The organism is Pedobacter sp. GQ55 (assembly GCF_059758925.1).
Map to the genome: position 1 here is coordinate 63,975 of NZ_JCAXEI010000002.1, position 26,753 is coordinate 90,727.

Sequence of the window (26,753 nt, forward strand, 5' to 3'; positions counted from 1 at the left end):
TTAAGTGAATAAATAACAGCCCGGCTTCAACATCTGGCTGTTGACCTTTTTTTGGGCCGGAAGTGGTGAGACACTTTCGGCTTTTTTAGTCCTGTGGTTCCTAGTGGTGGTGGTGTAGTTTTCTTATCATCTGATAATGGTTTGTGGTTAAAAATTCGGTTAGTTTTTTTATGGTGGTTTAGGGTTGTTTATTATTGGAAGGGTCATACGATACATATACCGTTTTGCCCTTTAAACTCAGTTTTATCTGATTGAGCTCAAGAATTTTAAATACTTCAGAAAGCTTGCTGTTTCGGGATATGCCGCCGAAGAATTTCTTATCAGGAATAGCTCCGGTATAGACTATCGTAATGTTATACCATCTGGATATTTCGCTCATTACAGATTTCAGGTTATCCCCATCAAAAATGAACAGGCCATTGGTCCATGCCATCTCCTTATCCAGATTCACCTGAGCGGTAGTAATGGAACCGACAATTTCTTTGCTTACCCTTGCCTGCTGGCCGGGGGTGATAACTGTATGGTGCTTTCCGGCAACAACTTTGACAGAGCCCTCCGCAAGAGTAGTTTTGCTTACACTTTCATCTGCATAAGCCTCCACAATAAAATGTGTCCCCAAAACCTCTACTGTCTGTCCATCTGAAATCACCTTAAAAGGATGTTGCGTATCTTTAGCAACTTCAAAATAAGCTTCGCCATGGAGCTCAACTGCACGCTCCCTTCCTTTAAATGAGGTCGGAAAGCTTACCGAAGAAGCAGCATTAAGTTTGATCCGGGAACCATCAGAGAGGACAATGGTATATTGGCCGCCGTTCGGAGTGGATATGGTATTCGTTGCAGTTTTCTCAGCTAACTCTGGACTAGCGGAAACCTGATAGATCAGTTCTCCATTATCTTTTTTAGTGATATTGATCCCCGATTGCCGTGCTATCTCTCCTGTGTTAACCTCGTTCAATACAATTTTATTCCCATTGGCCAATGTAAGCACCGCTTTATTACCTCCGGGAACAATGGTACGATCCATTTGTGCCAGGAGCCCATTTTTTTGTTGATAAGAAAACAGGTAGATTGAAACCGAAACGAACAACAGCGCTGCTGCAGCAGCTCCGTATTTCACCCAACCATAACTTAGTTTCCTGATCTTCGCACCCGCGATTCGTTTGTCAATATTTGCCTTAATATCTTCTTTTAATTCCAAAAACAGGGGCTCATTGTTATCATTAATCAGCCCATCTTTGACCTCAAACATATTGTAATAAGATTCCAGGAATTTTGCTTCCTCAGAACTGGCTGTTTGTTGCCTGTATTTTTTAAGAATTTCTCTGAAATAGTTTTTGTAGACGCTTTTCATGGTCGGTGTTATACCTATATGAGTCAGGAAATAAAAAATAGCCCACGCTACATGAAAATTTTTATTTTTTCAAGCCGCATTAGTAAAAAAGGAGCTTTTTATTTTGCCTGATAGTACAGTATAACCGCATAAACCAGCATTAGGGAAGTTCTAAGCGTATTCAAAGCCTTTCCCAATTGATTTCTTACTGTTTTCGGGGAAATTTGCAATTTATCGGCAATTTCCTGACTACTTAAATCTTCTTCAAAACGCATTTTAAAGATCACACGCTGTTGTGCGGGAAGTTTTTCTATCAACTGATGAAAGGCTTCAAGAAACTCCGCGTGCAATATTTTAGCATCGGCATCACCAAGTGTACCTTCCAGTTCAGCTGCAGTATCAGGAAGTGCAACATACCTACCCTCTTTCTCAAGATGCTTAAACACCCCATTTCTGGCAGCCACATTTAAATAAGCAGGTAGGTTTTTAATTGAAGTTGTAGTACCGCTGATCCAAAGCTGAACAAATACATCCTGCGCAATATCCTGAGCGCGCTCCATATCATTCAACCTTTTAAAGGCAGTATTAAAAACCAGCTTCCAGTACCTATTGTATAAAATATCAAAGGCATACTTACTCCCCTCACTTAGTTTAAGCAAGAGCTCATGGTCTCCAATACTATTTGAATTTCCCCGGTATGTCATCACCTTTGTCAACCAAATCTATAAATATTTATGATACTACCTGTGTTGTTTCACACATAACACCTTTTGCCATTGCTTTTTCGCCCCATGCAATATATATTTCGCACTAACAATCGTTTACACACATTTTTTACTCAAAAAGACATGAAATTTCAATTCACTCAGGCACTATTTGTAAAAAAATTCGTCGCAAATATAATTTTTAGCCGGTCTTTTTAAATTCTCAACCAATAGCCGGGAGATAGAATCAGAATTCATTGAGCCATTAGTGGTATGACAATTATTTTCCTTAGTTAGGATTTAACTTACAAAAATATCGTTCGTTTCTTATGACAGGGCAAGACAAACATTGAATTTATTTTTGTAAGTTTATTAAACAATTTTTAAGCTAAAATCAGACTGAACCCCATTCAAGACACGGTCAATTCTATGATATCCCAAAAGAACCTAGCACAAATATTTAGATCTCTATCGTCTCCTGCTTTAGTGATCTGTCCGAATGGGCCAAATTTTCCAATAATAGAAGTAAATGATGCTTATCTCCAATTAAAAAAACTTACCCGAGCACAGTTATCAGGAAAAGATTTCTTTGACAATAACCAATACTATAACTTACTCGAATCAAAGGACTCGTTAAATCAAGTTTTGATCCAAAAAAAAACCAATAAAATTCCGCCAAGGCGATATGAGGTTGGCACTCCCGGTATCGCCAAATACCTGGAGGTTGCAAATACCCCTATAATGGACGAAAACGGTGAGGTCATTTATATTGTCCATTCCGTTACAGACCTTACAGATGGAATTTCCACTATTAAACGGTTAAATGACTTAGAGAATCTGGAAAGAAATATATTGGAATTAAATTCTCAAAACACTTCGACTGTAGAACACATATTATCATGCTATCTTACTGGTATAGAGGGTTTATTCCCCCAGATGCAGTGTTCTATACTAAGGATTAAAAATAATCGCCTATACAACTGGTCATCTCCTTCAATGCCCAAGAAGTATATTGCAGCCATGCAAAACCTTCCAATACAGGACAATATGGGTTCGTGTGGAACTGCAGTATTCTTAAAAAAAAACGTAATTGTTGGTGATATTAAAACCGATTCCAGATGGTCCAATTATAAGCACATTGCCTTACCACATGGCTTACGTGCATGCTGGTCCTATCCCATCATTAATTCGACTGGAGAGGTAATGGCTGTTTTAGGCATGTATTATAAAGAGCCTAAAACACCGGATGAAGAAGAATCAAAAGTAATTGACCGAGTCACTGCAATTTTGGAAATCATCTTAGAAAACAAGCAAAAATCAGAAATTATTGAGGAAAACAATTTACTCATGAAACAGGGACAAAAGCTTGCACACCTTGGAACCTGGTCCTGGGATATACAGAACAATGTGGTGAACTGGTCTAAAACTCTTTATGCTATCTATGGCTTAAATTCAAATGAGTTCAATGCTACCTATGAGGATTACCAAAATTTGTTACACCCAGATGACAGGCAAAGAGTGCACGAGCTAATTACCGATGCCTTAAAAACCAGCGACGAAGTGGACTTTGAGGAGAGAATTATACGTCCAAACGGAGAAATACGGCATTTAAGATCATGGGGGAAGTTAAAATCCGATTTCCAGGGTGTACCTCTGGAAATGATTGGGGCCTGTTTGGATATTACAGAAAATAAAAAAGCTCAGGAGGATTTACAAGCCAGCGAATCCAGATTAAACAACCTGATAGAAGCACAGACCAACTATGTGATCCGCATAAGCTTAGATGGAACTTATCAGTATTGCAATGGCAAATACCTCGAAGATTTCAATTGGCTTTTAGAAGATAAAATGCTTACTGCTACCGTGATTACGATCACCATTCAGTCCTATCATCATCAGCGGGTAATTGATTTCAGGAAAAAATGCATAGCAACACCTGGCAAGGTCTTCCAAGTCGAACTAGACAAACTCGATCCCGGTGGCAGTAGCCGTCAAACTTTATGGCAATTTATCGGCTTACCCAATACCAACGGACAAGCCATCGAAATTCAATGTATTGGTCTGGATGTGACGGACCTTAAAAAAGCGGAGAAGGCTCTTAGGATAAGCAACCAACGTTATGAGTATGTAAATAAAGCAACCAACGACGCCATTTTTGACTGGAATATCCTTAGTGGTGAAGTTCAATGGGGTGATGGCTTTTTCAAATTAGTTGGATTGGAAAGATGTGAAGAAAGCAATACCTTTTCGCAATGGGAGCAATTGGTACATCCTGAGGAAATTTCCGCAGTGCGCTCCAGTTTATTAGATTCCATTGAAGATCCTCATCAGTATAATTGGATCGGAGAATATCGTCTTCGGAAAGCAGATGGAAGTTATGCCTATGTAGAAGGCAAAGGGTATATACAAAGAGATGAAAATAAAAAAGGGGTACAAATGATTGGCGTATTAAGGGACATTACAGAAAGGTTAAATTACATCGCCGACATTGAAAAACAAAACCAGAAACTATTAGAAATTGCATGGATGCAATCACATCAGGTACGTGCCCCTCTTGCTCGAATAATGGGTCTGGTTGAGCTTGTGAAAAACAACCCCGGGATCGATAGCGAAAGCAAACAGCTTTTGGCTCTTCTGTCCTCGTCCGCCAATGAATTAGATTTTGTAATAAAAACCATATCTGAAAAGACCCACCAGATGAATCTAAAAAGTTAAATTTAATTCAAGCCTCATTCGCAACAGTTTTCCAGATTAAACCTGATCTTATACATGTATCATATTTCGCTTATAATTTATAAAAAGGGCTATAATAAAAAGATACCTCAAAATAAGAGACCAAAGGCATAAAATTCTAGCCGCAAAACGCTCAGCAATTGAGACTAAAATTGAAAATATCGAGAATAAACGTTTTGAAGGCGAAATCATCCCAATGACCTTTTTCAGTGTAAGCCAGTAAAATAATATGGAACAAAACTGTACCCTTAAACCAGATAATACCGCGATAAGAGCAGCCTGAACCTTAAAACAACCTATTCGTTTCGGGTCAAAGCAGCCGCATGAGTGCAGGTTCTCTTTTCAATTACCCCATAAAAAGTATTATTGAAAAAATTGTTTAATTTTAGGAAAAGACCTGTGCTATGACCATCAGCCCCATAACTACTGACCCAAAAAATGTTACCTTTGGCAAAGCATTTTTACTGGCCGGCCTTGTTGCCGGCACACTTGATATCGTGTCCGCCATTCTATTGCACACCGCGTTGTCTGGGCTGTTCCGGCCTGTGGCTTTGTTACAAAGCATTGCTTCAGGTGCTTTTGGGAAATCCGCTATGGAAGGTGGAGCATTGATGGCTGTTGCAGGGATTATTTTTCATTATTTTATCACTTATTCCTGGGTTCTGATTTACTTCTTACTCTATCTAGGCATTCCGTTAATACGCAGGCACAAAATATGGAGTGGCCTTTTGTATGGAGTTCTAATATGGGTGATCATGAATAACGTAGTAATACCGCTCTCGCAGATCAAACCAGGTCCTTTTCGCTGGGACTGGGCGTTGATGAATATGGTTATTTTAATGACAATGATCGGGATTCCAGCTTCCCTGTTTTCACATTGGTATTATCTTTCCGCTTCCCCGAGAGCTGGAAACAAGATCTGATTTTTTAAATTCATAATAGAAAACTTTTGCACCTTAGTGGCCTGCGATGCACTACGATTGTTAAAGTTGACTGGAAGATCTACTTTGCTATTCTTTGATATGGTCGTTTCATGTTTTCGATGTCTTATATGCGATCAATCTCCTGCATGACTGTCAATTGAGCGTCTCATGTCCATTACTATTGGTTCCTGAGGTCAAGAGGTTGAGAACGAGCCGGATTTTCTGGCCAATCAAAATACTGCCGTTCCGCTATATTTGCTTGCATTGTTCTTTTATCCTGTGGCATGGAGAATCCTTCGGTATGTTATTTGCAGCTCGAAAGTACTGGCAGCAGACTAAGAAAAATAAACATGAGACAGTTTGATTATATCATTGCCGGCGCAGGATGTTCGGCACCAAGTCTGGCAATCCGTATGCGGCCTTACTTAAAAGGCTCCAATAAGCAAGTCTTGCTAGTAGACAATGCGCCTAAAAAATATAATGACAAAACATGGTGCTTCTGGGAAGAAAATCCGGATATATTTGAGCCTGCGGTATATCCGGAAAGGTTCAATACATATGATGGCATATTTCTACATTTGCTAAACAGTGCAAGGCTTTCCGGAGAAAAAATCTTTTCAACCATGTTCCAAAAAAACAGCTCCACGCAAATACTGAAGTTTGTGGATAACAAAACTTCAGTAACAGAAGAACTGCAGATCTTCAGCTCACCACAAAAAAAGGAGTCTGCCACGGCCTTACTGAAATGCACTTTAAAACTTATGATAAAAAATTCTTTCATTAAGGTTTGCCTGATTATTATGATGCTTCCCTTAGGTACCAAAGCGCAAAATGCGGGAAACGTACTTCCTGAAAATAGCCAGGTACTGGATACTGCAAAACAGACAGACCTGATTGATATTGCCAAATCACTTTTCCACATTAAGCCCCGTAAAATAAAAGAACAAAAGGGAAAACATCTTTACTTTTCAATATTGCCGGCAGGTGGCACAGTACCGGGAGGATCCGGCAAGGCGCTAATCACCAGCACATCAGCAGCAATGTATCTTGGTCCTAAGAAAACCACCAATCTATCCACTGCAACATTTACGCCCTACTGGAACCTCGGCAGCCGTTTCGGCCTTCCTATCCGCAATAACATTTGGCTCCCTGATAATACCTGGTTGATACAAGGCGATATCCGTTTTTTAGTCTACCCACAATTTACCTGGGGCTTAGGTACTACGCGAACCGAACAAGAAAAAACCCTGCTGGAATATAAGTACATCCGCTTTTATCAGAATGCACTGAAACGCATCCGCCCCTACCTGTACACTGGCCTGGGATATAATTTGGATTATCATTTTCATATCAAACCTGAAGATGCGTCAATAGACCTGGGGAACTATTCAGGTTACAGGTATGGAACAAGCAGCAATTCGGTTTCCTCGGGCATCAGTTTAAATCTGGTCTATGACACGCGTAACAATGCCATAAACCCGATGCCCGGAATGTACGGAAATTTGGTTTACCGGATCAATCCTGCATTTTTAGGCAGCAATAATACCTGGAGTTCCTTATACCTGGATGTAAGAAAATACATTTCCATGAACCCTGCCAGAGCCAACCAACAGAATACTTTGGCATTCTGGTCCTATTTCTGGACAGCGCTTGACCGTAAAACCCCCTATCTTGATTTACCCAGTACAGGCTGGGACCCCTACAACCGTTCGGCCAGGGGAATAGACCAGAACCGTTATAGGGGAAGAAGTTTGTTTTATCTGGAAAGTGAGTACAGGAGAGACATTACCCGCAACGGCCTTCTCGGATTTGTAGTATTTACCAATGTCAATACCATTAGCGGATCAAAAGGCTTATTTACTTCCTGGAGACCAGCCGGAGGAACCGGACTTCGGGTGAAGTTCAATAAGGGCTCGAACACCAACATAGGCATCGACTACGGCATGAGTAAGGGATACCGCAGTCTGATGTTTAACCTGGGAGAAGCTTTTTAATCCGCTCACGAAATGCTATCCCAACAGCTTAATTAACTGGAAGCTGAAAAGTTGGGATGACTTTATAAAATAATGTAATGCCCTGGACAATGTATGCAGGGATGACAGAAAATGCCCTGGCAGCAATTTATGCTTATTTAAATAGTCTGAAATAAGGTTTACCTGTACCTTACTGGTTGTCTGATGACATTTCTTACTGTATACATTAAGTCCTTAACAATATCCCCAAATCTGGCTGACGTCCCATTGTGCTCGAATGTGTGGTAAACTTCCTTTACGGGGTCATAAATGGTAAAGAGTAGTGGATTCTTTTTCGGTTGATAATAAGCATTATATCCATCAAGAGGCTGATATGCTACTAGGTTAGTCGGTTTAGTTTTTGATCTCTTAACGAATTTAAAATTGTGTGTATACATAATATAAACATTAATTGACAATATCTAATTTACTAAATCCCCCCGAAAATGCCCAATATTCCCAAACAATTGTCCTCAACCAAGAGTTACTCCTGTACAACTACCCGACTATATGGAAATTCCAAACATTACTACAAAAATGCTACCTATGATTTATGTGGTAGAAGACAATCCCGACATCGGATTTATACTCGAATATTTTTTAAATGACGAAGGATTTCAAGTGAACCTGTTACCCACCGCAACCGATTTTAAGCAAGCAGTGAGTCAATCACTGCCTGACCTGTTCCTGATGGATGTGATGCTACCCGACGGCAATGGAATGGAGCTCTGTCATCAGCTTAAAACAGAAGGCCGGTCAAAACACTTGCCTGTAATTATGATGTCCGCCAATGCCGATATCATCAAAAGTCCCCATTGCGATGCGGAAGAATTCCTACCCAAACCATTTGACCTGTCTAATTTACTCGACAAGATCAGGCAACATTTACATGTAGCCTAATCACAGTGATTTCAATAGACATTGGAAGGCAGACGACTTTATAGAATATCTCATTTCAAAACCTGGTAGAGTATGGATGCGCGGGTATTTTACAATTTAACAGATTAATATTTACAAAGATAGGTTCTCTGTAAAATGAGAACTATGGAAACCATAAGCCTGCTTGAACGTAATTCTAATTTGTTCTACTTTTCATTGAAATGGTTACTGTCATTGGCATACAACATTTGGTTTACACTACCAAAATGACACTAACCCAAAACAGACTCTTGAGCCAAGGGGAGGAACACGCTGAATACCGAACCTACCCCTGGCGTACTGCTTACCGAAATTTTACCACCAGAAGTTTCCAATGTCTGCTTGACCAGGTACAAGCCGACACCATTCCCTTCAACAGTACGCGCAACCCGGTTATACTTCTCAAAAATAGAATGCTGATGCTGTTTATCAATACCGATCCCATTATCAGTAACGCTGATCACCATGAAACCGTCCTGCTCAATTGATTTGATCAGGATCTGCGGCACCCGGTCAACAGCACTGTATTTGATCGCATTACTCACCAGGTTATACAGGATGCTGCGCAGTTTACGCCGGGCAAACGTTATTTCGGACATACCAATTTCAACCTTAAGCACGGCTTTTGATTCCTGTAACTGGGCAGACAAGGTCAGCCGAACATCTTCCAGAATATTCTGCAAATCGAGCAGCTCTTCTACCGCCTGGTATCTTTGCCCCTGCCATCGGTTATGCACCAAATCTGCGATAATATCCTTCATTTTAACTAGGCTGACTTCCACCTTGCTGAGCAGCACCGGAAATTTAGCCATTCCTTTTTCAGGAAGCTTTTTAAGCAATTCTATGGTAAGCCCAAGTGAGGTCAGGGGATTTTTAATGTCATGAGCGATGGTATCCAGCAGCAATTCATGTTCAGAAATGAGCCTTTCCTGCTCCTTCAGGTCTCTGATCCGAGCAGTGATGTCAATAAAAGTAATAATCACCCCATCAGTCTTGCCACTTTTCTGGACAATATAAGGCAGCACATTCATCTGGTACCAGCGCCGGTCGGTCGTTTGAATTTCCTTTTCCAGAATCTCACTGGAATCAATTACATGCTGTATGTTGTCCAGGATGGTCGGGAACCTGAAGTTCTCTTTTACATTGACTAGGGGCTGCCCGATGTGTTCATTACCGAGATTGAACTGCTTCATCGCCGGAGGCGTAAACTTCCGCAGGATCAGCTGCGCATCAACAAAAAGCTGGGGAATGATGGTATTGCGGAAATAATTCTCCAGTTCATCATTGAGTTCGATCAGTGAACTGATCTGTTCATTTTTGCTTTGCATAACCATGATTTTATCCCGAATTATGTGCCAGATTAATAAAGCGATCAGGCGTAATTTCAGCATACATTAAAAGTAATCAACCCGAGGGTCGCAGCAAACAGGATAAATCTCCGGATACAGATATCTGAATACCTCTTCGGCGATTAGGCGTATATTCACCGAAAGCTGCTCCTAACTGCAATGCTCCAGCCCTTGAGGAAAAGGAACGCCATCTTCCCGCCTGACCAAATCAGTTATATTCACCGTGTCAGTAGTAACCTCCTGGTCTGCGAACAGGCAGGCATTAAGTTGTCAGTCTTAACTATTCTGACCAGGGGCGTGGCCTGTTTTGTGGGCTTCGCGTATCAATTCACCTATGTCAGACTTAGGCTTTAACTTTGAACGAACAGCAGTATCCTGGTCATCACTACTATCCTCCCCGAAAGTTTCACTCCCGCTAAATTTTGATTTCAAAGCCTCCATTAACTCAGAAAGCGTACCCTTAAATTGATATCCGGCACCAGAAATATCCTCACGTAATTCCTTTCCTTTTTTAGGTGCAAAAAGCACCGCAAGCGCCGCACCAAGGATCACCCCCCCAATCAATGCAGTACCAACCAAAGCTGAATTACCACTGTTTTTACACAATAGTTTACTAATATTCTTTCCGTAGTTCATATCGATCTTTTTTTCTATTAACAGCCATGTTGGGAAATTGTTCAAAGTTAATTGAATAACTAGGGTGCTGTTGGCCTGATCTTCTAGCTCCAGATCACTTTTAGAGTCGGAAGAACACAACAGCATTTTTGACCTTGTTATAAAAAGGCCCTTAAATTCAGGAAATTGCTACATTTACCGTCATATCGATCTAGTCCAACCATTCCACATGGAGACCTCAATCGCGCAAGAAATCGATCCAGCCACGCTAGAGTCCCTACAATAGCATTAACCGATACCGGATTCAACATCCTCCTAGTGATCACTGTGCTAAAAATTTATTAAGTACAATTGAGGAAATTCTTGATTATAAGTTCAGTGTCCGCTATGTGCCTTCATAATATATAATACATCAGCAAGTTAGGCAAAGTGGCATAATCGGCAACCAGCCGGGCAAACCCTATCTGAGTGTTCCCGTCAAATACCCCACACAAAAAGAATTTTTTAATGAGGTTTTTACGGTTTCCAATGGAATGTCTTTGGTCCAGCTCTGTCTGACAGGTTTTATCACAGCCCGGCAGACTGAACAACCAGCTGATAATTTTGATGATTTGCGAGATACAGCAATTTTAGTCACTTAGATACTATTTGAAAAACTTTCTTCTTATGGCTTAACCAATGCCTCAAGTCGTGTTGGTTGTGGACTTGGTTCACTTTTATCAATTTATGAATCAACAGAAGACAAATAATCACCGTACCTAAAGTCTTTCAATCGAATTGAAGTTAATATTATAACTGTGCACAGCCCTTTTCCGTATTAAATGAAACAACCTACCTTTAAGGATGTTAAAGAGTTGTTAAATACAATTGAGCGATGCCGTCAAGTGTAATAGATAAGATCATATACGATAAAGAGAGAGGGGTACTTACCGTTGTATTCCTGTCAGGACAAGTTTACGATTATAAAGATGTGCCTTATAACACCTATCTTTCGTTCCGCGCCGCCAAGTCGAAAGGGCGTTATCTCAATAGATATATTAAGGGCGTATATCCATACGAAAATTTAGCTGAATGACTTCGACTTTCGCGTAACAATTTCGCTCATTGGGTGTTTAGCTTATAACCAATCCAATGACCATGCAAGAACAAGAAGAAACATTTAACATATCGGTGGAAATCAATCGAGGGCTGGAACCATTGACTATGACGGTTCTCGCTTACCAGGATAGTTCAATTCTTACAACTCATCGGTTTAACTTCAAACTGACCCGGAACAAAGAAACCCTTGGTGTAATCAGTCAGGATACAGATCGACGCTGGAGACAACTCGAAGGCAATATGGATCAGCATGAGGTAGATGCCATCGGCGCTGCAATAGACGCCAGTTACCCACAACAAGATCACTAGACACATCTCCGCTGTGCGACGCATGGTTTCTGCTTTGAATGTTCAAAAGATACCCAGCCGGCAAAGGACTTGTGTAACGGATCTTGCTAATCATCAGGAGGTATCCCCTTTTAAAGTTTTCTTAAAACTTGAGCATTTTTTAAAAGTACAGGAAACTGATTTCCATAATGTGCTTGCCGAAATCAGCAATGGCAGGAAACAAATGCATTGAATGTGGTACATCTTCCCCAGATCCAGGGACTAGGATTTCAGATGCTGCTAATTCTTACGCAACCCGGGACATCCATGAAGCAAATGTTTACCTTAAGCATCGTATTTTGGGCCCCCAGGCTAGTATTGATTACCGGAGAACTTATGAAACTGGAGTCAGCAGCTCTTCCTCATCTTCGGAAGTCCGGATGCTCTGAAGCTGCATTCCTGCGTACCAGGCTCAGATCCGGTATTCGGACTGGTCCTGAACAATTTTTCGATGGACTGGATGACAATAAGGCGCTTAAAATACTCGGCTTGCAGTCCCTATAAGTGACTTGCGGATACTTGATAACCTTAAGCACTGCATGCGGTATGTGGTGCTGGTAACCTTTTGCTTCCTGATAAAGAAAATGCTTTTCACTGCAACAATCTTAAACATTTGTGCAAGGGGATGGTTAATTGCTGCAGCGGACCGCATCATCACATCAAACAGCACCAGCTAAAAACTAAATTATGATCACCGGAAAAAAACAGGCGCAAATTGCATTGGAAATAAATGTTAACTATTGAGTTTAACAGCGCTGATCTAATTCCGATTAAAAAAACCCATATGGAATTTATTCAAATACTTGGACTGACTGCCGGCATCTTCACCTCATCATCGGTGATTCCTCAACTGATTAAAACCATACAGCAGAAAAAGGCCTCCGATATATCCTTGGTGATGTTCATCGTCTTGATAGCCGGGAATTCACTTTGGATCAACTATGGATTAAAAAAGTCAGATATCCCGATTGTTTCCACAAATATTTTCTCTCTAATACTGAATGCAGCCATGCTGTATTGTAAATGGAAATATAAAAAATCGAACTAATGCTGCAACAACCAGGTCGTTAGAGGACCCATTGGAAAATTTATTAAACATAATACCATGTCCGATGTTATAGGTGTCTAAAATCTATTATTATGAAAAATCAAGAGCAGCTAACAGAAGAAGAAATTACGAACATAGAACAGTTTCAGGTTGGTCGTAATCCGGCCGAGGATCAGGAGAATCAGGATAACGGGAACGCTTCAACATCCAGCGGCTATACACCAGGAGAAACTGAATTTGCCGATGGTGAAGGTACCCGTCTCGAAGAGGAAACTGAAGCACCGGGAACCGATGAGCAGGAAGATGACGATTTAGAGAAGCAGGAAACCGATCCTGATCAGGATGAAGATGATGCAGATTTTGAAAACCCCGACGACGATCCGGCATAACATGATCAGCTAACGCTTATCCTCACCGACAAAGTATAATCAAAGAATAACCATCTACACATGAAAAACGAAATAAGCAATCAAATCATCGAACGACTGACCGGCTTTGGGCTGGCCACAACGGGAAAAGAAAACATTGATCAGGGCGAACGAATCATTTCCCTGCTTGCGGGAAGTTGGCTGCTCTATAAGAGCCTGAAAAAAATGGGCAAACACCCGTTCCTCGGCCTTCAGGGTGCAGCCGCAGGGGGCCTTATGCTCTACCGGGGCGCTACAGGAATGTGTCCGATTTACAAACAAATTGGTAAGGACACCACAGACCCCCAGGCGATCAGCATTACCGAGGACATCGTTGTAAATGCCCATATAGATAAAGTCTACGCCTTCTGGCGTGAGCTTTCCAATCTGCCTAAATTCATGAAGCACCTGAAAAGCGTTCAAGAGATCGACCAAGAAATTTCGCTTTGGACGGCCAATACCCCGGGCGGATTATTAGATCTGAACTGGAACGCTGAAATTACCCGGGAAGAAAAAGGATCATACCTGGGCTGGCAGTCTAGGGAAGGTTCCATGATCGACAATGCAGGTAAAATAGAATTCAGGGAAGCTTTAAACGGTACGGGCACTGAACTGCACATAGAAATCGACTATTTTCCACCGGCAGGCAGCATCGGCAGAAGCATCACTTCCCTGTTCAATGGCATATTTGAACGCATGATTCGTGAAGACATTCAACGCTTCAAAACCTATGCGGAAGAAACAGATTTCAAACGATACGCAGGACTTGCTTTATAAATCGATCCTGCTACTAATTTAAACAAACGCAACCGCATGAAAGTTGCGATACCTTTCACCTTTAATCTTGAAATAACATGGGAAATTTACTTTATACCATCGCGGTCATTTTAGTCATCATCTGGGCCATTAGTTTCTTTGGCGGTTTTTACACTGGCGGAATCATTCATATACTGATTGTCATTGCCGTTGTCGCAATTATTCTGGGCATCATCAGAAGAGCGACCTAGACATGAAAAACCAAGGCATTCGGCGCATATTTCCTGGTGCCAGACGCCAGCAGTTTCAATTTAAGAATAGATGAGCAACCGCTTAAACGCGTATTAACATCTGAAAAACAGGTATTTAACTTTAAAACTTTTCTTCATGAGACAGGTTCTATAGTTAAATATCTGTCTATAACCCAGAATTGTTAACTCAAAAATTCTCAACTATGAAAAACTACATCATTTGCCTAATGACCATGATGACTGCAACAGTCACAGTTACCGGCCAGACGCCGACACAAAGCCAGCCTTCGGGTATCACTACAGAACAGTTCATCAACCAGGCCGCTCTTAGTGGCATGAAAGAAGTGGCAGCTGGTAAAATGGCGATGCAAAAAGCGCAGCGCGCACAACTCAAAGATTATGGAGCCATGATGACCCAGGACCATGATAAGGCAAACGCTGAACTAACGGCGATCGCGAAATCCAAAGGCATCACCCTACCGAGTTCAGCTGACACTACTGCTGTTTCGTCAGGATCGGGCTCCATTGGCACCAGACCAGCAACAGACGGCACTCAGACAGGCTTAAACAGCACTGCTGGAACAACCGTAAACGCAAATACAACAGGCAGCACAACCGGATCATCAAGAGTGACAACTGGCATTACCGAAACGGACAAGTCAATCCGTACAGTACACACATCGAATAAGGCTGCGACGAAAAGGAAAAATGTACAGCCATCGCCAGGTTCTGCAGCTAACAGTATGAATGATGGGAACGATTCCCTGAAAATGGTCAATGAAGCAGATGTCACCGCAGCACTTAAACAGCTGTATGCATTAGAAAGCACCCAGTTTGACGACGCTTATACTGAAATGATGGTCGCAGACCACAAAAATGCAGTAGCTTTGTTTAAACAGGGAACAAAATCTTCTGACCCGGACATAAAAGCTTTTGCGAGCAAACACCTGCCAACTTTACGCAGCCACTTACAACAGATCAAGCAAATCTCTGAAACTGATCAGAGCGGGCAGCAGCGCAAACCAAATCCTGCGGGGGCTGGCAGTCATTAAGCCCGGAGCTGGCAACAAAAATCAGGGAGTAACAAGCCTTGACATGACAAGGATGCTTCAACGTCAGCGAATGGCATATCTTTTCAGGACAGAAATAAAACAGCCTGGGCTAGTGAAAATACTACCCCAGGCTGTTTTATTTAACCATTGGTCATAAGATTTCGCCGAAAAACTGTGACGAAAAACTTCGTCATACACTGGCAATACTTTGGAAGCCTTTTCCTCACGAGGAATCTGCTATTCCTAATCCCAATTTGCTACGCGCCTTTTTTTGTATTTAAACTACTCATCAGCTGACTGTACAAATCATCACTGGTGTCCTTACGGGGTTTGAGTTTCTTAATGGTAGGTCTTTTCCCTTTTGCCTTTGCTTCAATGAGTTTGAGCAGCTTGGTATGGTATTCATCTTTATATTTGGAAACATCAAAATCCTCTGCGTATTGATTGACCAGCGCCAGTCCCATGTCCAGTTCTTTTTTACTGATGGCAACCTTATCCCCGATTTTGAGTTCTTTCTGGTCACGGATTTGTTGCTGAAATCGGATACGGGTAACCACCAGGGCATTCCCGACCGGATGCACAATACACAGACTTTCAGCGCTCCTTAACACAAAACGTGCAAGTCCGGCCTTTTTAGATTTTTTGAGTACCTGCAGGAGCAATGCATAAGCTTTATTACTTTTTGCTTCCGGTTCGGCATAATAAGAAGTTTCGTAAAACATTGGATTAACTGAAGCGATGTCAACGAAACTCTCTATTTCAATTGTTTTTGTTTTTTCAGGCGCCGCCGCTTCAAAGTCGCTCTCTTCGACGATTACATAATTATCCTCTTTGTACAGGTAGCCTTTAACAATTTTTTCGTAAGGCACTTCTTTTCGGGTATTTTCATTGATGCGCTGAAATTTAATGTGTGCATGATCTCGCCCGTCAAGCATATCCAGATCAAGAGAGGAGGCCTGAACGGCAGCATACAATTTCATTGGGATACTGACCAATCCAAAGCCAATGGTTCCCTTCCATATTGATCTCATACTATTTTTCTAAGTCCTTGTTAATACCTTGTGGATGATGCGCTTCGATTCTATCTGCCAACAGGAAAAGCACATCCTCTTCCAAACCTCCTGGATTTTGGCAAATATGCAAATACTGATGAAAATCGGGTTCGAAGCTGGCTACAAATTTACCATCCTGAAACACCTTAACTTTACAGCTTTCTCCGTTATGGTGCGGGTACTCACCAACTTCAAAAAAGTATGCCTTTTTTCGTAAACTAATGCTGATCAGATAATTTTCCATAATTATAATTATAATTATTGCAAGTATGTACACATAACAATTTCGATGGCAAGTAGTTTTACCTTTGGTTGCGTGCTTTAGCTAATACGACCGATTCCAACATTGTTGTTCAGATTCGATCGCCCGCGACAGCCCAATTTTCATCTATGATGGGTTAAGCAGCTTACGGTTGTAAGCGTATAAAACGACTACAAGGGATCCAACCCAGTCCTCCGATTGGAAGCAGGAAAGCAACACTAGAGGGGGGCACCGGATGGACGCCGCCGACCCCCTAAAGCACTGCTGTATTTATTTTGGAATGTCAGCTGAATAGCTGCTCCATTGCGCGGTACCTTTGGGTTCAGCGCTTTTAACTTCGGCACTACGTTCTTCGCTCATCGCCTGATCTATCTCAGCCATTTTGTCTAACTCAGACTCCATGTCATCTTCCAGCTCACTCAGCCCTTCAGTTTGACGAATGTGGTCAGCAGGATCGGCGATATATTCCCAGGACTTGTTCATTCCTGGCATTTCCCCTTCGTTCCATGGACCTCTCTCACTTTCATCAGGCGACAAGTTGAAATACTGTTGCGTAAAACGCGGATCAGCCTGCAACACGCCCGGCGGGAAGTTTGGCTGAATGGTTTCTAATGCCGCCTCGAACATCTTATAGTGTGCTACTTCCCGTGTCATCAGAAAAGACAGGGTTTCCTTTACGTAGGGGTCATCAGTAAACTTCATTAGGTGTTCGTAAACCAGTTTTGCCCTGGATTCGGATGCCAGGTTGCTTCTCAAGTCCACGGTTAAGTCCCCATTGGAATGGATGTAAGAAGCGCACCATGGAATGCCCTGGCTATTCCTTAGGGTGGGCCCTCCGCCAGTAATGATCGCAAACTGCGGGTTGGCCGTCAGCGCAGCATGAATAATACTTTCTTTTGCCGCATTACCGTCCAATACCTGCATAATCTCCGAGGAGTCAGCAGCATCCTTAAGTTCGCCATTTACCCCTTTTAGCAGCATCTGAATGGTTGCCCCGACAATCTCCAAATGAGAAAATTCTTCTGTGGCAATATCCATCAGCATGTCATACTTATCCGGATGGGGCTGCTTGGCACCAAAGGCCTGTGTAAAATATTGCATGGCCGCAGCCAACTCGCCGTTCTCACCACCAAACTGCTCAAGCAGGATATTGGCGAATGCAGGGTCAGGGCGGGATACCCTTGCGTTAAATTGAAGATCTTTTGAATGATGAAACATGGTGTTTTTGTTTAAGTGTAAATAAATAAGCGCTATTGAAATAACAACCATCTTCTGCAGTAATAGTTTAAAAGTCAACTACCCGTTTTTTTATACGTAGTCAGCACAAAAATCACGTATAACACGCATCCTGAGATAATTACCTGCACCTACCTCTTCATTAAAGCCAGTGGAGAAGTCTTGGAAGGGGTTTCTTTCAAAAGTCCGGAATTCGAATTGACATTTATCCCTTCCGCCCAATCAGTTCCTTCCGATGCGGGCAAAATAAGATAAAACCAATCAGCCTCATGGATGTTAATTCACCGATAGCTATTTTACTTGATTATGAAACTTCAACACCTAGAATCCCCCTTACGGCCAGTCTTTCTCCCTGGCAGGGTCTGTCGCTGAAATAGCGGCCGACTTAGAGATAAGTCAGGCATCAGACTCGGGTTATTCCAAGAACAAGGCATGCACGTTAACGCTCGTCAAACTATTTAGAAAAATGATTAAACAAATCCGAGACATCGGTGTTCCTATAGCACATTACCTTAAAAAACACGAATATGGCAACTACAGCAAAAAAAAGCGGAACATCAACCGCATCAAAATCATCCAGCGTTTCATTGGGAAACAAATCAAAGACAGGAAAAATGGAAAATTCAGAATTTCATGAATTTTTCGTAGATGAACTGAAAGACATCTACTGGGCAGAGAAACATTTATCCAAGGCCCTTCCTAAAATGAAAAAAGCAGCGACCAGTCCCGAACTTGCGGCTGCTTTCGAAAAACACACAGAAGAGACTAAAACGCACATCGCTACCCTCGAGCAGGTATTCGGGCTCCTGGATGAAAAGCCACAGGCTAAGAAATGTGATGCGATGGAAGGTCTGGTAAAAGAGGCCGAAGGGATCATCGAAGACACCGACTCGGGAACCCTGATCCGCGATGCGGGACTGATCCTTGCAGCACAGAAGGTGGAGCATTACGAAATTGCTACCTACGGCACGCTTGTGGTTTTCGCAAAGAACATGGGCCATACAGATGCTGCTGAACTGTTACAGTTTACACTGGACAATGAAAAAGTAACAGATGTAGCTCTGACTGAAATTGCGGTCAGCTCCATCAACGAGCAGGCAGCCGCGGAATAACCAAATGAGCAAAACAAGCCTCAGAACTATTCGGTTCTGGGGTTTTGAAGATCCTCAATATGTAGTTTACCATTAACTATTGAATCTGGCCTTTTCACTTGGTAGACCGGATTAGACGCACACGGGATTCAGAGCCGAATCATTAAATACAGAACCAACCCGCCTCGAAATTGTTAATTAGGTTCAGGTATAATTTAATTACACATATAAGACTATGGAACAATTTAGATTAGAAGTCGCAAACGAAGGAAAAGGAAGGTTTTATGACATTAAACCGTTAGGTAATGCCAGGTATGAAATCTTTGATAATGGAGAGACCATTGGCACGATTGAGCTGGATGAGCAAAACCACGCTCGCTGTGAGAGCGAGGGGTGCGAACTCGACATGCCAGTACTAAATTCCATCCGTGAGGGTATTCAGTATCATGAACAATGGAATAACGGTCAGGGACACATTTAGCCCCATCAGCTCATTGCGTGCGATTGGTCATTGTGATAAGGTATGGCAGGAAGAAAATCTGCAGACAAAAATTCCGAATCGACCTTGCAATACAGGAATTTTGACATCTAAAACTATCCCAAATTAAATATCATGAAAAATCGAAATACACCAAAACCCGGTTCAGCGGAATACAATGCTGAAAAACCAGAGCATCTGAACGTCCCTGAATACCACAGCGGTACAGATAGAAGAGTATCTCATGAATTGCCCGCAACGGAAAACCTAAACGATCAGGCAGAAAAAGAAATTTCGAAACAAGATCTGCCAAAAACCAATCTGGGCAATCCGCGAAACAAGGGAGAAGATGACCGTGAAAAACTCATCACACCCTAATGGATCAAAAGCAGCAAACGTGAGGACTGGGACTACCGCCTTATTTTTGGATATGCCATAACTTGCAGCGTCATTAGGTTGTGGAAATTTACAGGCATACTGAATGGAGCACCAACAATTCTGAACTTGCCTGTCTTTTCTATCGCAATGGAGTCTCAAAAGGAGGGTGAAGTCATTGCCAGTCCATTTGTATATATTACCAATATTATAACACAGACCGACCTATAAAACCCATAATAACGACTATCAAAGGGGTGGAAAAAGCAAGTTGAATTTATATTACAATAAAATCGCCTAACTGAACTGAACATGCCTGAAGGGCCCTCTATCGTAATTTTAAAAGAGCTAATTGACTCCCTTCATCTGGAAGGTGAATTGGTCGTTGCTGTGAATGGAAATACTAAGATAGATAAAGAAAGAATGCTCCGTCAACGAGTAACCGTTTTCAAAAGCTGGGGCAAGCACTTTTTGATTTGTTTTAAAGATTTTACCCTCAGAATACATTTCATGATGTTTGGCACCTACAGGATCAACGAACGAAAAACCTCCCCGGCCAGACTAACTTTATCTTTTAAAAAGGGCGAACTTAATTTCTATACCTGTTCGTTGCAATATATAGAGGGCGATCTCAGTTGTAGCTATGATTGGTCTGCCGACGTCATGTCCCAGGAGTGGGATCCAAAAAAAGCCTCAAAAAAACTCAAAGCGAAACCAGAGGCACTGATCTGTGATCTTTTGCTGGACCAGCAGATTTTCTCAGGAGTGGGTAACATCATAAAAAATGAAGTGCTCTACCGAGTTGGTATACATCCTTTAAGTAGCGTAAAAGCAATACCCTTGGCCAAACTGAAACTGCTTATAACAGAAGCCAGACAGTACAGCTTTGATTTCCTGAAGTGGAAAAAAGCCTATGTACTTAAACAACACTGGCTGGTGAATACCAGAAAATTTTGCCCTCTTAAACATCCCTTAGAGAAGGGCTATCTAGGAATGACCAAAAGAAGAACATTTTATTGCACCATGTGCCAAAAACTTTACGCTAGAACAAAGGCACTGTCAGCGTAATCAGCGAAACAATCATCGGTTGCCACTCTTAATGGCATTGCTTTCGCATTATAAATCAAAACAATGATCCAGACTACTCAAATTATCATTCACGCATTAAGGCTCGTCAACATTGAAGTCCGTCAGGAACTAATTCGCCGGGGGACAGACCTCAATACACGGGATGAAAAAGGGATATCCTCCGTCGATCATTGCATGCTACAGCAAGCATCATCCGGGCGGCAAAATTACTCCTGGAATCAGGCGCCCAGGTCAACGCCCAGCATTACGGCGGCTATGGAAGTTGCCTTTAAAGGCTGCAAGGATACTGCCGACGGTTGCTGATGGGGACCATAAATATTCATGGTCCTATACCGGCTTGTTATTTAAATAATCTTCGATCTGCTCTCCCAGCGGCACCAGTAAGGCCTTCACAGCAACACCTTCTCCACACCATATCTTACCGGTTTCCCCAAGATCCTGCCACATGATACCCAAAGAGGTATATTGGTCGAAAATTTGATATTTAGCTTCTTCCTGGTCGGGAACCACAAGTAACGGCCTGAGCTCTCCATCAATGGTCACCTGAACCTCAAAAGGCTCCCATCCTTCTTCTATATTTCCCATCAGTTTAATTTTTTTGAATCACGTTTTCATTTTTTATCAGATTTCATTCCTGCTTAGACTCAAAGTCTTCTGAAGAACTTCCGGTATGACTTTCTTCATCCTCGGGATTTTCAGCCGGCTTGTCTGAAGAACCGGTGTAAGCATCATCACTCAGGGAATCATACCCCTGTGTTCCTGTATTGTCCAGACCATCCCTCGGACTGACCGGGGTGGATGGCGTAATTGCTTTTCTAGCCATATCAATCGTTTTTAGTTTTCTCGTCCATGGGGTGATGATTAGATCCCGGGTTGGTCCCGTCAAGCTCCCCCAATCCGGGGGCAGATCGGTCGGCCCCTTGTTCATCGCCTTTATTTTCGCCGGGCTCCTCTGCACGGTTAATGCCAGGTGATCCAAATCCGCCTTGGTGTTCTCGAATATGAAGCCCGGACCTATATCCCTGTTTTTGAATTCAGCATCGCCGTTTATACTGCAGACTGGTCTGGCCCTTTCTGTTTTTTTTCTTCTTTATTCATCATGCTAATTTTAAAATGATCAGTTTAAGGTTGTCCACCACCCCCGGCAGCACCATAAATCTGGCCGGTGGCGTAACTGGCATCATTTGCTGCCAGCTGCACATAGATAGAGCCCAACTCAGCCGGTTGGCCGGGTCTGGCCAGAGGGGTGTCGCCACCAAAGTTTTTAAGTTTTTCCATTGTTGCCCCCCCGCTTACCTGTAAAGCAGTCCAAATAGGGCCAGGTGCCACACCGTTTACCCGTATACCTTTCGGCCCCAACTGTTTAGCTAGCGAGCGTACAAAACTGGTATTGGCCGCCTTGGTTTGCGCATAGTCAAACAGTTCAGGAGAAGGATCCGTTGCCTGTACTGAAGTCGTAGAGATGATCACCGAACCGGGCTTTAAATGTGGCAGAGCAGCCTTAGTGATCCAAAATGGTGCATAAATATTTGTTTTCATGGTGGCATCAAAATCTTCAGAAGAGATATCCAGAATGGATTCACGGGTTTGTTGTCTTCCTGCATTGTTAACCAGGATATCCAGTCCACCAAGTCCTTTCACCGCCTCATCCACCAGGCGTTTACAAAAAGCCTCCTCGCGCAAATCACCTGGAATGGCAACGGCTTTACGTCCCTCCTTTTTAATTAACTCAATAACCTCCTTCGCATCCGGTTCTTCTGCCGGAAGATAGTTAATTGCCACATCCGCCCCTTCACGTGCATAGGCTATTGCAGCTGCCCGCCCCATTCCTGAATCACCACCGGTGATCAGGGCCTTGCGTCCCATTAAGCGTCCGGAGCCTTTGTAACTTAATTCTCCGTGATCGGGACGGGGATCCATTTTACCGGCAAGCCCTGGCCAGGATTGTTTTTGTTCTTTAAACGGCGGCCTTGGAAATTTCGTTGTAGGGTCTTCCAGCTCTTTATTAACTGAAAAGGCACCAAACCCCACAGGTGTATCTCCCAATACCGGACTGGCAGCCATGGCTGCTATGCCCATACCCAGGCTACCAATAACATTTCGACGGTTAATTTTATTTTCTACTTTCATCCTATTCAGCTTAAGTTTATCAATATATTTAATCCTCGCCCTCAGCAGGCTTCTGCTGTTCACTGATCTGATGGGCAAGCGCACTGTCTGGCATCAGGTTGCCCATGGCGACCTGTACTTTGTTTTTTAAGCCGGAAATGACCTTATCCTGTCCTGCCATCAATGCCTGATATCCATCTATCGCCACCTCTGCAGGATCCGCCATTGCTGATTTATCCTGTACCGCTTTACTCTCCAGCATATCCGCTTTATTGAAAAAATCCGTATCGGTTACCCCGGGCATCAAAGCCGTCACTGTTATGCCGGTATCTTTCAGTTCCTCCCGTATCGCCTCAGTAAAAGACAGCACAAATGCCTTGGTGCCATGATAGACGGACTGCCATGGTCCGGGGCTTTTACTGGCTACCGAAGCCACATTAAGGATCTTCCCTGACCGCCTTTGCAACATTCCATTTAAAAATAGCTTAGTTAAAATCACTAACGAGGAAATATTCAGGTCAATGACTTCCAGCTCACGATCAATATCGGTTTCACTGAACTGACCATAAACACCTTGACCTGCATCATTCACAAGCACCTCAATGTTTATCCCTAAGGATTCTACCTTTTCATAGACGGCAAAAGCGTTTCCCGGATCAAAAAGATCGGCTGCAATGCAGATACATTCAACCCCATATTGTTTAAACGCCCTTGCTTTATTGTCCAGTTCTTCCTGGTTCCGGGAGACAATTACCAAATTATAACCATCAGCTGCAAAAAGCTTAGCCAGTTCATAACCAATCCCACTGGTAGCACCCGTAATCAGGGCATATTTACTTAACATATTCATCATCTCTCAATTAAGGTTTCAAAACTACTTTCACACAATTGTCCTGTTTTTCATCAAAGATTTTGTATCCCTGACCGACTTCACTCAAAGGCAGGCTATGGGTAATGATATCGTCCAGCACGACCTTTTCTTCACGCACAAGGTTGATCAAATGATCGATATAATTCAATACAGGTGCCTGTCCTTGCTTAATGGTCAGACCTTTATCAAAAATTCTGAATAGTGGAAAATTATCATACGGACTGCCGTAAACACCTAGAATGGAAACAGTTCCGCTTCTTCTCACCGCTTCAAAGCATATGTCCAGTACCTTCATGCTACCCTTTTCAAAATTAATTGTAGCTTTCACCTTGTCCATAAATGTACGTTCGGGCTCAAAGCCTACCGCATCGATGCAAACATCCGCACCTCTTCCCTGGGTCATTTCACGGATGGCTTCGACCACATCTACTTTGTGCGGGTTCAGTGTGTCTACTTTATTTACAGCCTTTGCTTTTTCCAGGCGATAATCCAGCGGATCAATTGCAATCACCCGGCTTGCGCCGTTTAACCATGCAGCTTTCTGGGCCATCAGTCCAACAGGACCGGATCCAAAAATCGCCACGACCTCCCCACCTTTAAGCTGCGCCCAGTCCACCCCGGACCAACCGGTAGGGAAAATATCGGTTAAAAACAACGCCTGTTCATCACTCAGATTATCCGGAATGACCCTTGGGCTCACATCTGCATAAGGGACACGGACATACTCTGCCTGTCCCCCTGAATAGCCACCATACAAATCCGTGTAACCAAACAAAGCAGCGCCTTTCTGGTCCATCATATCCCCGTTGGGGCCATAATGTTTGTAATTGGAATGTTCACAGCTGGGCGAGGCCCCATGGTTGCAGAAAAAACATTGACCGCAGGCGATCGGAAAAGGAACAATCACACGGTCCCCCTTTTTCAGATTCACTACTTCTGCCCCAACTTCCTCGACAATGCCCATAAATTCATGGCCCATGACCATATCGGTAGTTTGAGGAACTGCCCCGCTTAAAATGTGCAGGTCAGACCCACAAATCGCTGTTGAGGTCACTCTAAGAATAATATCTGTTGCCAGTTCGATTCTCGGATCGGCAACGGTCGTATAACTGATGTCTCCGGGCTTGTGAAATACTGCTGCTTTCATAATAGGTTTTTATTGATGTCTAGTTTGAACACCCTGAAAAAGAGATTGTTTAAGAAAAAACAGTTTATTTTTATTCAGTGGTTTTTTAAACAAACTCTGGTTTGAGCTGTTGTAAGCTGACAACATAAAAGCGCATCAGCGTATCGGCAGGTTTAGAAAATACAAGCATTGCAGCATTGTTACCCTAATCAGAACATCAGGGGTCCGCAATAACCATACAGTTATGAATAATTTTTTCAGAGGTATTATCGCCGCATGGGGCGCTAAAAAACTGGGAGGTGGCTGCTTGTCCGCAATCGTTATCTTTATTTTGATCTACACTTTGTTGGGTAAATGTAACAACGATACACGAGCAGCAACGCCCCGAACGCAGACCCAGTCAAGCGTAATAATCAGGAAGTAGTACACTCACGGGGCATGATCTCCTTCGATAACCAGGTGCCTGAGAGTAAACAGATTGTCAATAGCCTTTCCCATCGTATTATTGAAATAACAATACACACGTTTTCCTTCGCTCATCCAGTCCTTGATATAGTCCGCATATTCATAAAGCACGTCATCTTCATAACTTCCCCGGTAACTTCCACCAGGGCCATGGAAGCGCAGGTAAACAAAGGGCAGTTCACCCTCCATCAACGGTGTGGCAGCGGGAGGTTTGTCCTGGATCACTATCCCCATCTCATGCACATCCAATAACCGGTATACCTCATCTTGATAAAGCGAAGCATGCCGGAACTCCAGCGATATGTCCCAGTCCTTTTCAGGGTCACTTTCCCGTAGCACTGAGACCAGTAAAGCCAGCTGTCTGAACTGCGAAATCCGCACGCTGGCTGGAAACTGGACAAGCAGCGCCCCCTTCTTAGCCCCTGCCAGACCAATCACCTGCATAAACTGTGTTATTGCTGCAGGATCAAATGCCAGTCCCTTATTGTGGGTTATATCCCTGGAGAGTTTGAAGGTAAATCTGAAATCCTCAGGTACCTCCGTTGCCCACTTGGCTACTGTTGAGGCCATAGGTACTTTATAAAAGGAGCTGTTAATTTCAATACTATTCATCATCGAACCATAAAAACACAAGCGGCTTTTGCCCTTAAATGCTTCGGGATAAAATAACTTGTTTCTTACCGGCAGCAGCAAACCACTCGTTCCTGAATAATAGTTGTCAAAACATTTTTTTCCTTTCATTTGCAACATAGTTTACAGTTCATATGTATTCCGACTCGGCCTGGTCACTGCTACCATTAACAGCTAGTAACTGCTGTTGTTTTGCCAGACTGGAAAAATCAGCGCTAATAAAATTCACAAGCCAGTCCCCATTTGAACACCGAATCGTGCTTACCAGATCAATGACTAAGTGATTAAAGGGATGAGCCACACTTATTGTAGCGCAAATCAAGATCCTGTACCTGTCTCCAGACGACGAAATTCTTTTATGCATTTACCTGTGAATATTGCTTCAGTCATGATATAACCCTACAGAAACATCAGCGAACTAAGCCCCGACGTCCTTTAAAGCCACC

At 42.8% G+C, this 26,753-nt stretch carries 31 protein-coding genes; 16 read left to right on the forward strand and 15 right to left on the reverse strand.

The genetic code is table 11. The annotated features are described in order from the left end of the window. Window positions 1-178: 178 nt before the first annotated feature. Window positions 179-1,351, reverse strand: coding sequence for a FecR family protein (locus AC6CH7_RS04860; RefSeq protein ID WP_498261617.1), 1,173 nt, complete (start codon window positions 1,349-1,351; stop codon window positions 179-181). A 98-nt stretch (window positions 1,352-1,449) separates the two neighbouring features. Then, window positions 1,450-2,034 carry an RNA polymerase sigma factor gene (locus AC6CH7_RS04865; RefSeq protein ID WP_498262342.1) on the reverse strand — a complete coding sequence of 195 codons (585 nt, stop codon included), beginning with the start codon at window positions 2,032-2,034 and terminating at the stop codon, window positions 1,450-1,452. Window positions 2,035-2,463: 429 nt separating this feature from the next. Here AC6CH7_RS04865 and AC6CH7_RS04870 point away from each other — a divergent pair, with 429 nt between their 5' ends. The 3 genes from AC6CH7_RS04870 (at window position 2,464) to AC6CH7_RS04880 (ending at window position 7,684) form a co-directional block, all read left to right on the forward strand. Continuing rightward, window positions 2,464-4,749, forward strand: coding sequence for a PAS domain-containing protein (locus AC6CH7_RS04870; RefSeq protein ID WP_498261618.1), 2,286 nt, complete (start codon window positions 2,464-2,466; stop codon window positions 4,747-4,749). A 422-nt stretch (window positions 4,750-5,171) separates the two neighbouring features. After that, window positions 5,172-5,690: a hypothetical protein gene (locus AC6CH7_RS04875; RefSeq protein ID WP_498261619.1), complete on the forward strand. Its 519-nt coding sequence runs from the start codon at window positions 5,172-5,174 to the stop codon at window positions 5,688-5,690. A gap of 350 nt (window positions 5,691-6,040) precedes the next feature. Next, entirely contained in the window at window positions 6,041-7,684 is a 1,644-nt protein-coding gene (locus tag AC6CH7_RS04880; protein WP_498261620.1) for a BamA/TamA family outer membrane protein, read from the forward strand. A gap of 158 nt (window positions 7,685-7,842) precedes the next feature. Here AC6CH7_RS04880 and AC6CH7_RS04885 read toward each other — a convergent pair whose 3' ends face one another. After that, on the reverse strand, window positions 7,843-8,100 hold the full coding sequence (locus AC6CH7_RS04885; RefSeq protein WP_498261621.1) for a hypothetical protein: 258 nt from the start codon (window positions 8,098-8,100) through the stop codon (window positions 7,843-7,845). A gap of 112 nt (window positions 8,101-8,212) precedes the next feature. On the opposite strand from AC6CH7_RS04885, the gene AC6CH7_RS04890 reads away from it, so the two are divergent. Beyond that, complete coding sequence (locus tag AC6CH7_RS04890; RefSeq protein ID WP_498261622.1) at window positions 8,213-8,602, forward strand: response regulator transcription factor; 390 nt, start codon at window positions 8,213-8,215, stop codon at window positions 8,600-8,602. A gap of 251 nt (window positions 8,603-8,853) precedes the next feature. On the opposite strand, the gene AC6CH7_RS04895 is transcribed toward AC6CH7_RS04890, so the two are convergent. Then, a complete protein-coding gene (locus AC6CH7_RS04895) occupies window positions 8,854-10,011 on the reverse strand; it encodes a sensor histidine kinase (protein ID WP_498261623.1) in 1,158 nt (385 codons plus the stop codon). A gap of 234 nt (window positions 10,012-10,245) precedes the next feature. Then, entirely contained in the window at window positions 10,246-10,731 is a 486-nt protein-coding gene (locus AC6CH7_RS04900) for a YtxH domain-containing protein (RefSeq protein WP_498261624.1), read from the reverse strand. Between the two features lie 727 nt (window positions 10,732-11,458). Between AC6CH7_RS04900 and AC6CH7_RS04905 the strand changes: the two genes are divergently transcribed. The 8 genes from AC6CH7_RS04905 to AC6CH7_RS04940 all read left to right on the forward strand — a co-directional run bounded on the left by AC6CH7_RS04905 (window position 11,459) and on the right by AC6CH7_RS04940 (window position 15,523). Next, the gene (locus AC6CH7_RS04905) at window positions 11,459-11,659 is read left to right on the forward strand and encodes a KTSC domain-containing protein (protein ID WP_498261625.1); all 201 of its coding nucleotides are present in this window, start codon (window positions 11,459-11,461) and stop codon (window positions 11,657-11,659) included. A 128-nt stretch (window positions 11,660-11,787) separates the two neighbouring features. Then, window positions 11,788-11,991 (forward strand): hypothetical protein, encoded by a 204-nt coding sequence (locus AC6CH7_RS04910; protein WP_498261626.1) that lies wholly within the window; start codon window positions 11,788-11,790, stop codon window positions 11,989-11,991. Window positions 11,992-12,204: 213 nt separating this feature from the next. Beyond that, entirely contained in the window at window positions 12,205-12,513 is a 309-nt protein-coding gene (locus AC6CH7_RS04915) for a hypothetical protein (RefSeq protein ID WP_498261627.1), read from the forward strand. A 280-nt stretch (window positions 12,514-12,793) separates the two neighbouring features. Beyond that, on the forward strand, window positions 12,794-13,057 hold the full coding sequence (locus AC6CH7_RS04920; RefSeq protein ID WP_498261628.1) for a SemiSWEET family sugar transporter: 264 nt from the start codon (window positions 12,794-12,796) through the stop codon (window positions 13,055-13,057). A 92-nt stretch (window positions 13,058-13,149) separates the two neighbouring features. Further along, window positions 13,150-13,446 (forward strand): hypothetical protein, encoded by a 297-nt coding sequence (locus AC6CH7_RS04925; protein ID WP_498261629.1) that lies wholly within the window; start codon window positions 13,150-13,152, stop codon window positions 13,444-13,446. Between the two features lie 60 nt (window positions 13,447-13,506). Next, complete coding sequence (locus tag AC6CH7_RS04930; RefSeq protein WP_498261630.1) at window positions 13,507-14,241, forward strand: SRPBCC family protein; 735 nt, start codon at window positions 13,507-13,509, stop codon at window positions 14,239-14,241. Between the two features lie 77 nt (window positions 14,242-14,318). After that, a complete protein-coding gene (locus tag AC6CH7_RS04935) occupies window positions 14,319-14,471 on the forward strand; it encodes a lmo0937 family membrane protein (protein WP_498261631.1) in 153 nt (50 codons plus the stop codon). A 236-nt stretch (window positions 14,472-14,707) separates the two neighbouring features. After that, window positions 14,708-15,523: a DUF4142 domain-containing protein gene (locus AC6CH7_RS04940; protein ID WP_498261632.1), complete on the forward strand. Its 816-nt coding sequence runs from the start codon at window positions 14,708-14,710 to the stop codon at window positions 15,521-15,523. Between the two features lie 257 nt (window positions 15,524-15,780). Here the strand turns inward: AC6CH7_RS04940 and ku are convergent, their stop codons facing one another. The 3 genes from ku to AC6CH7_RS04955 form a co-directional block, all read right to left on the reverse strand. Beyond that, on the reverse strand, window positions 15,781-16,554 hold the full coding sequence (ku, locus tag AC6CH7_RS04945; RefSeq protein WP_498261633.1) for a non-homologous end joining protein Ku: 774 nt from the start codon (window positions 16,552-16,554) through the stop codon (window positions 15,781-15,783). A gap of 1 nt (window position 16,555) precedes the next feature. Further along, window positions 16,556-16,819: a hypothetical protein gene (locus AC6CH7_RS04950; protein ID WP_498261634.1), complete on the reverse strand. Its 264-nt coding sequence runs from the start codon at window positions 16,817-16,819 to the stop codon at window positions 16,556-16,558. Window positions 16,820-17,107: 288 nt separating this feature from the next. After that, on the reverse strand, window positions 17,108-18,133 hold the full coding sequence (locus AC6CH7_RS04955; RefSeq protein WP_498261635.1) for a manganese catalase family protein: 1,026 nt from the start codon (window positions 18,131-18,133) through the stop codon (window positions 17,108-17,110). Window positions 18,134-18,600: 467 nt separating this feature from the next. Between AC6CH7_RS04955 and AC6CH7_RS04960 the strand changes: the two genes are divergently transcribed. The 4 genes from AC6CH7_RS04960 (at window position 18,601) to AC6CH7_RS04975 (ending at window position 21,085) form a co-directional block, all read left to right on the forward strand. Beyond that, on the forward strand, window positions 18,601-19,185 hold the full coding sequence (locus AC6CH7_RS04960) for a YciE/YciF ferroxidase family protein (RefSeq protein WP_498261636.1): 585 nt from the start codon (window positions 18,601-18,603) through the stop codon (window positions 19,183-19,185). A 214-nt stretch (window positions 19,186-19,399) separates the two neighbouring features. Continuing rightward, window positions 19,400-19,645, forward strand: coding sequence for a hypothetical protein (locus AC6CH7_RS04965; protein ID WP_498261637.1), 246 nt, complete (start codon window positions 19,400-19,402; stop codon window positions 19,643-19,645). A 132-nt stretch (window positions 19,646-19,777) separates the two neighbouring features. Continuing rightward, window positions 19,778-20,020, forward strand: a complete 243-nt coding sequence (locus AC6CH7_RS04970; protein ID WP_498261638.1) for a hypothetical protein — start codon at window positions 19,778-19,780, stop codon at window positions 20,018-20,020. A gap of 309 nt (window positions 20,021-20,329) precedes the next feature. Beyond that, the gene (locus AC6CH7_RS04975; protein WP_498261639.1) at window positions 20,330-21,085 is read left to right on the forward strand and encodes a DNA-formamidopyrimidine glycosylase family protein; all 756 of its coding nucleotides are present in this window, start codon (window positions 20,330-20,332) and stop codon (window positions 21,083-21,085) included. Between the two features lie 348 nt (window positions 21,086-21,433). Here the strand turns inward: AC6CH7_RS04975 and AC6CH7_RS04980 are convergent, their stop codons facing one another. The 7 genes from AC6CH7_RS04980 to AC6CH7_RS05010 all read right to left on the reverse strand — a co-directional run bounded on the left by AC6CH7_RS04980 (window position 21,434) and on the right by AC6CH7_RS05010 (window position 26,671). Beyond that, window positions 21,434-21,691, reverse strand: a complete 258-nt coding sequence (locus tag AC6CH7_RS04980; protein WP_498261640.1) for a hypothetical protein — start codon at window positions 21,689-21,691, stop codon at window positions 21,434-21,436. Between the two features lie 43 nt (window positions 21,692-21,734). Further along, window positions 21,735-21,929 (reverse strand): hypothetical protein, encoded by a 195-nt coding sequence (locus AC6CH7_RS04985; RefSeq protein WP_498261641.1) that lies wholly within the window; start codon window positions 21,927-21,929, stop codon window positions 21,735-21,737. 299 nt (window positions 21,930-22,228) lie between these two features. Beyond that, the gene (locus AC6CH7_RS04990; protein WP_498261642.1) at window positions 22,229-23,236 is read right to left on the reverse strand and encodes an SDR family oxidoreductase; all 1,008 of its coding nucleotides are present in this window, start codon (window positions 23,234-23,236) and stop codon (window positions 22,229-22,231) included. A gap of 28 nt (window positions 23,237-23,264) precedes the next feature. Beyond that, a complete protein-coding gene (locus tag AC6CH7_RS04995) occupies window positions 23,265-24,059 on the reverse strand; it encodes an SDR family NAD(P)-dependent oxidoreductase (protein WP_498261643.1) in 795 nt (264 codons plus the stop codon). A gap of 16 nt (window positions 24,060-24,075) precedes the next feature. Further along, window positions 24,076-25,233 (reverse strand): zinc-dependent alcohol dehydrogenase, encoded by a 1,158-nt coding sequence (locus AC6CH7_RS05000; RefSeq protein WP_498261644.1) that lies wholly within the window; start codon window positions 25,231-25,233, stop codon window positions 24,076-24,078. Between the two features lie 408 nt (window positions 25,234-25,641). Then, window positions 25,642-26,418, reverse strand: coding sequence for a DUF72 domain-containing protein (locus AC6CH7_RS05005; protein WP_498261645.1), 777 nt, complete (start codon window positions 26,416-26,418; stop codon window positions 25,642-25,644). Between the two features lie 19 nt (window positions 26,419-26,437). Then, the gene (locus AC6CH7_RS05010) at window positions 26,438-26,671 is read right to left on the reverse strand and encodes a hypothetical protein (RefSeq protein WP_498261646.1); all 234 of its coding nucleotides are present in this window, start codon (window positions 26,669-26,671) and stop codon (window positions 26,438-26,440) included. Window positions 26,672-26,753: the final 82 nt, after the last annotated feature.